Annotated in this window: 7 protein-coding genes (1 of these 7 only partly in view); 3 read left to right on the forward strand and 4 right to left on the reverse strand. The window is 74.1% G+C overall.

The window, feature by feature from the left end; translation table 11 throughout:
* On the forward strand, positions 1-242 hold the 3' end of the coding sequence (locus D450_RS0114875) for a PP2C family protein-serine/threonine phosphatase (RefSeq protein ID WP_449289466.1). Its footprint begins 598 nt before the window's first position; the window shows 242 of its 840 coding nt (coding positions 599-840); its start codon lies beyond the left edge, outside the window; its stop codon occupies positions 240-242.
* 258 nt (positions 243-500) lie between these two features.
* Here the strand turns inward: D450_RS0114875 and D450_RS0114885 are convergent, their stop codons facing one another.
* The 3 genes from D450_RS0114885 to D450_RS0114895 all read right to left on the reverse strand — a co-directional run bounded on the left by D450_RS0114885 (position 501) and on the right by D450_RS0114895 (position 3,142).
* Positions 501-1,814 (reverse strand): APC family permease, encoded by a 1,314-nt coding sequence (locus D450_RS0114885; protein ID WP_017539456.1) that lies wholly within the window; start codon positions 1,812-1,814, stop codon positions 501-503.
* A 153-nt stretch (positions 1,815-1,967) separates the two neighbouring features.
* Positions 1,968-2,276 (reverse strand): cupin domain-containing protein, encoded by a 309-nt coding sequence (locus D450_RS0114890; protein WP_017539457.1) that lies wholly within the window; start codon positions 2,274-2,276, stop codon positions 1,968-1,970.
* Positions 2,277-2,338: 62 nt separating this feature from the next.
* On the reverse strand, positions 2,339-3,142 hold the full coding sequence (locus D450_RS0114895; protein WP_017539458.1) for a YqcI/YcgG family protein: 804 nt from the start codon (positions 3,140-3,142) through the stop codon (positions 2,339-2,341).
* A 141-nt stretch (positions 3,143-3,283) separates the two neighbouring features.
* Here D450_RS0114895 and D450_RS0114900 point away from each other — a divergent pair, with 141 nt between their 5' ends.
* On the forward strand, positions 3,284-4,234 hold the full coding sequence (locus tag D450_RS0114900; RefSeq protein WP_026124632.1) for a GlxA family transcriptional regulator: 951 nt from the start codon (positions 3,284-3,286) through the stop codon (positions 4,232-4,234).
* A gap of 65 nt (positions 4,235-4,299) precedes the next feature.
* Positions 4,300-4,968: a hypothetical protein gene (locus D450_RS0114905; protein ID WP_152520841.1), complete on the forward strand. Its 669-nt coding sequence runs from the start codon at positions 4,300-4,302 to the stop codon at positions 4,966-4,968.
* 173 nt (positions 4,969-5,141) lie between these two features.
* Here the strand turns inward: D450_RS0114905 and D450_RS0114910 are convergent, their stop codons facing one another.
* Positions 5,142-5,546, reverse strand: coding sequence for a hypothetical protein (locus D450_RS0114910; protein ID WP_241483164.1), 405 nt, complete (start codon positions 5,544-5,546; stop codon positions 5,142-5,144).
* Positions 5,547-5,659: the final 113 nt, after the last annotated feature.

Below are 5,659 nucleotides of genomic sequence, written 5' to 3' on the forward strand. Positions count from 1 at the left end.
GGCCGCGACAACGTGACCGTCGTGGTCATGGCCGTACCGGAGGAGACGCCAGAGGGCAGGTCGGTATGAGCACGGGGAGCGCGGCCTTCCGCGCATCGGTGGACCAGAACCCCTGCCTGCCGCCGGGCGGCACCGAGGCGCACGCCGGCATCACCGTCACCGCCGAAGGGCCGGGCGCTGACGGCGACGTGGGGCCCGGCGGCGGAGGGAGGGGCCTTCCCATGTCCGACGAGCACCGATGAAGGGGGCGCCGATGGGGCCGGGGACGAGGGGGCCAGGGCGAGGGCTCCGACTCGGCCGACCGGGGGCCGGGAGAAGGGCATCGACACCGAGCTGCGCGAGGAGTCCGCCTACGGCGGACGAGTGCTACGGCGTGGGCCTGGCCCCGGAGGACGTCGCCGGGTGCGAGGAGGTGAACCCGGCGCTGACCCGGATGGACCAGGACGGCACCGCCGAGGAGCTGCCGGTGCGCCGGTTCGGCCGGACCGGGGTGGAGCCGGTCACGAGCGTTCCCCGGTCCGAGGGGTGCGGGTGGCGCCGCGCGAGCGCAGCGCCGCCGCCCCGGCCCCGGCCAGCAGCAGCGCGGCGCAGTAGGCCAGCTGCGCCGGGCCGAACGCGAACGCCGCCACCCCGCCGAGCACGGCGGTCACCGCGATCCCGAACACCCGGTGCGCGCCCCGGAACAGGCGCGCGTAGGCCACCGCGCACACCAGGTAGAGCAGGTAGAAGTTCTGCCCGGCGATGGTGAGCAGCTCCGACAGCGACAGCAGCCCCGTCTGGTTGGCGGCCAGGACCGCCAGGAAGCCCGCCAAGCAGGCGCCCACCGCGCGGCGCGGCTGCGCCGCGCCGCCCAGGCGCGCCAGGGCGCGCGGCAGCAGGCCCTCCCGGGCGCTCGACATGACCAGCCGGGAGGCGCCCCAGACGGCGCCGATCAGGTTGGCCGCGATGATGACCACGCCCAGCACCGCCACCACGCCCGCCGCCCCCGGGGAGACCGACTCGGCGACCAGCGCCCGCACCGGCGCCTTGAGGGCCTCGGAGTCGTCCCGGGCCAGCAGGGTCTGCACCCCCAGCGCCAGGAGCAGGTACATCACCACGACGATCACGAAGCTGATGGCGACCACGCGCGGGAAGTCCCGCCGGGGGTCGGCGTACTCCTCGGTCGTGAAGGAGAGCATCTCCCAGCCGGTGTAGGCGAAGAAGACCGCGCCGATCACCAGCACGCCGGTGACCACCGCCCCGGGCTCCGGCGGCGGCAGGTGCTGCGCCGGCTCCCCGGCGCCGACCGCCAGCACACCGATGACCAGCAGCATCGTGGTCAGCACCAGGGCCAGCACCACCTGCACCCGGGTGGACAGGCTCACCCCCACCGCGACGACCCCGGCGGCGCCGGCCAGCAGCAGCGCGGCCGCGGCCGGGCCCGGCACCTGGGTCAGCCCGGGCAGCGCCGTCAGGTAGTTGGCGCCGGTCAGCGCGATCGCCGGGATGCCCAGCCCGAAGGTGCCCAGGGACAGTACCTCCACCCCGGCCGCCGCGTGCCGCCCGAACGCGGCCTGGGCGAACCCCGCCACGCCGCCGGCGCCCGGGTGGGCGGCGCCCAGCCGGGCGAAGACCACCAGCAGCGGGACGGTGGCCGCCGAGGCCGCGATCCAGGTGTACAGGGCGGCGTCGCCGACCTGGCCGTAGACGATGCCCGGCAGCACCAGGGCGCCGCTGCCGACCACGATGGTGATCGCCAGGGCCACCGCCCCGGGCAGACGGAGGTGGCCGCGGAGCCGGGAGGCCTCGGCGGGCGGGTCCTGGGTACTGCTCACGGGCGTCCTCTCGTGGGGGCCGGGGCGTGCGGGAGCGGGGGCGGAACGAAAGAGGCGGGTCCGCGCGGGTGCGGCGCGGAGCGGGCACGGGGGCCGCCCGCCCTGCGCCGGGCCGGGGTTCTCGCGCGGACCCGCCCGTCTATGTGGGCACGGCTACTCGAACTCGGGTACCGGCCGGGGGTGGTCGGCGGCGGCGAGGAACGTCGTCTCGGCGGTGCGGCCGCCCTCGGGGCTGATGATGTAGACGGCCCCGTCGGCGCCGGCCACCGAACCGTGCACGGTCTCGGCCGGCAGCGCGATGTGCGTTCCGGCCGTGCAGGCGCGCTGGTGGTAGCCGTCGCCGTCGATCCAGAACAGCAGGACCTTTCCGGAGACGACGAAGAGCTCCTCTTTCAGACTGTGGAAATGCCAGGCGTGGACTTTGCCGGGCCGGTCGTTCTGCAGTTCGATGCTGCCTTGCATGGGGAGGAGTTCGGAAATCCTTGCCGGGATGGACGGGGGGACCTGGTCGGAGAAACGGACGCTCATGCTTCACCCTCACTCTCCACGTCGTCCCGCGCTTTCTGTGCGCGGACGGAGAAGGGGCACCGCGGGGGCACGGCGGTGCCCTCCTCCTCTTCGAGGAAGTACTGGGTCCATTCCCGGTTGCCGTCGGTTCCGTAGTCGCCGAGCACCGGGGCGGGAGGGACGTCGTCGAAGTCGCGCAGCCGGCCGCGGATGATGCGGCGCGCGTTCCGGCCCTGGGAGGAGGTTCCCTCCAGGCCCTCGAAGACGAAGCGGGGTTGGAAGGTGATGCAGAAGTAGGGCAGGCCGCGGCTGCGCCGCCGCTCGTGGGCGGGGGTGTTGACCACGACGAACATGGGTGTTCCGGCGAAGCAGAACTCCCAGGTCGGGGACTCGGGATCGCGGGGGATCTCCGCGGGCCAGGGGTCGCGGTCGTGCTCGTGCACCCGCTGCAGCAGGGCCCAGAACCGGTCCTGGTAGGCCTTCACGGCGGCGGGTCCGGCGCCGGGGTCGGGGCCCAGGGCGCCGCGGTAGAGGACCACGAGCGAGGTGCGGCGGCCGATCGCGGGGGCCTCGGCGGCGTAGCGGGCCAGGGCCTCGGCGGTGCCGCGGGCGGCGGCCTCGATCCCGGGGTCGGCGTTGTCGGCGCAGGTGTCGTCGACGAAGGCGAAGCGCAGGGTGCCGCGGCGCAGGGCGTCCACACCGAAGACGCAGGGGAACGGCGCGTGCTCGTCGAGCAGCCGTTCGGTGAAGATCTCCTCGGCGCGGCCTTTCCAGTCGCCGGATGCCCGCCGTGCGGCGGGCGCCGTCATCGCGCCGCTCATGATCGGGATGCCGCTCCTTGTGCCGGGTGCTGGGGACGGGGAACGAAGGGGACCGCGCTCGGGCGGTAGCCGAATCGATGCTCCGCTTTTCCGGGGGCGCCGGGAAAGTGGAAAAACGGCGGGCATGCTTCAATTCATGCCATGCGTGTCGTATCCGTACTGATCTATAACGGTATGAGTGTTTTCGACTACGCAGTGTCAGCAGAGGTGTGGGGGATCGACCGCACCGGAGCCGGGGTGCCCCGGTTCGAGCTGCGGCGCTGCGGGGTCCGCGGGTCCGTGGCCGCGGCGTCGCCGGGGGCGAGCGTCCGCGCCACCCACGGCATGGACGCGGTCGCCGGCGCCGACCTGGTGGTGGTGCCCGGTGGGCCCGACCCGGTGCTCGACTACCCGCCGGACCTGCTGGCGGCGCTGCGTGCGGCCGACCGGTCGGGCACCCCGATCGCGGCGCTGTGCGGGGCGGCGTTCGCCCTGGGCCAGGCGGGGCTGCTGCGCGGGCGGCGGGCCACCACCCACTGGATGTGGATCGAGGAGCTGCGCAAACGCTTCCCGGACTCAGTGGTGGAGGAGGAGGCGCTGTTCGTCAACGACGGCAGCCTGTGGACCTCCGCGGGCACGGCGGCCGGCATCGACCTGTGCCTGCACCTGGTGCGCGGCGCGCACGGGGCGGACACGGCGGCGGAGATCGGGCGCCGGATGGTGACCCCGCCGCACCGGTCGGGGACCCAGCGCCAGTACATCGAGGCGCCGGTGTCCGGGAACGACCCCTTCTCCGACACGCTGGCCTGGGCCCGGGAGAACCTGCACGTCCCGCTGACCGTGCGCCGGCTGGCGGCGCGCGCGGGCATGTCCGAGCGGACCCTGGCCCGGCGGTTCGTGCAGGCGACCGGCGCCACCCCGCTGCGCTGGCTGCACGACCAGCGGGTGCAGCTGGCCCAGCGCCTGCTGGAGGGGACCGACCACCCGGTGGAGGCGGTCGCCCACCGGGCGGGGTTCGGCTCCTCGGCGGCCATGCGGCGCTCGTTCGGCCGGACGCTGGGGGTGACCCCCACCGAGTACCGGGCGGCCTTCCGGGAGCGCGGGGTGGATTGAGGAGGGGTGGCGCCGGCCCGTGTCGTCCCTGCGCAGAGCGCCCGCCGCGTGGTCTGATACCGGGTATGCGCACTCGGTCGACCACGGCGCCGGCGTCCGCGGCGACCGCCCTGGGGCTCGCCCTCGGGGCCGTCGCGGCCGCCGCCACATTCGCCCCACCCGTCACGGCCGAAGGGGCCGGTGCGCGAACATTCGGAGAATCATGGGCGGACCTGGTCGTGGTGGCCCCGGACCGGCTGCCCGGCGGGTCGAAGGGGTACATGGTCGGCCACCCGGACATCGAGGAGGTCCTGGTGGCCGAGGTGCGCGAGACGGGCACCGGCGACGGCGAAGGACGCGTCCTGGCCGCGGACCCGGACGAGCTGGCGGGGTTCCAGCGCGTGTTCGGGCAGGAGCGTGAGACGGGGGCGTGGGGCGACCTCAGGGAGGGGGCCCTCGTCCCGGCGTCCGGCTCCGAGGACAAGTTCCCCTCCGAGCACGCACGGGTGCGCCCCTTCGGCGCCTTCCCGGTCGCCGAGGCGGCCCGCCCACCCGTCCCGGGCGTGGACGCGGTGGCCCCCGTCGACCCGACGGACGAGGCCCGCCCGGGCCGCACGAACGCGGCCTTGATCTCCGCACGGTGGGCCGACCAGGAGGAACTGAGCAGGGACCTGCTGGCCCACCTCCCGAGGGGATCGACCGTCACCCCGGTGAAAGAGTGGCCGGAGGAGGACACCGAGCACCGCGCAGAGTGACGTCCTCTCGGGGCACCGCACCCCACTCTTAGGCGAGGCGGCGACGGGGCCGAGGGCCGCCGGGCCCCTGCGATGCCGCACCGGCTGCGAACACCATGGACGCTCCCGATCCCGGAGCCCGTCCCTCACTCGCACATCGCCCGCGCGCCGTGTCCAGGATGGACGGGGCACGCTCAGGCGTGCCCGACCGTCTCGGTCCGGGAGAACCAATCGGCGGCGTCGTCCTTCGACAAGGCGACCAGGATGGCGATGTCCATGATGATCCCGGCGACCGTACCGAGACTGAGGCCCTGCATGAGGTTGATGCCCATACCCCCCAGGTCGAGGACGGCGATCACGCGCGCGAAGGTCCGGGCCTGGAGGCCGCCCGCACGCAGCTTCCCGGCGGCGACGAGGTACAGGACGAGGAACACTGCGCCGACGACGAGCCCGAAGACCAGGAATCCGGCGCTGGTATCGGCCTCGGCGAGGACGGCGTCCATGTCGCTGCCCACGATGAGGAACATGCCGCACAGCATCGCCAGGCCGAAGCCGACGATGACGGCATGGGCGATGAACAGGCCACGGGCGGTCCTCACCGAACCGGGCATCGGGGGAGTCATGCGGTGGGCTCCAAGGCGGATGGGGGCCATCGGTCAAACCCGATGAGGCTAGCAACCCCGGTCGGTGGGCCTTTCCTCGTTCGGAGGAG

Source organism: Nocardiopsis halophila DSM 44494 (assembly GCF_000341245.1).
Lineage (GTDB): Bacteria > Actinomycetota > Actinomycetes > Streptosporangiales > Streptosporangiaceae > Nocardiopsis_A > Nocardiopsis_A halophila.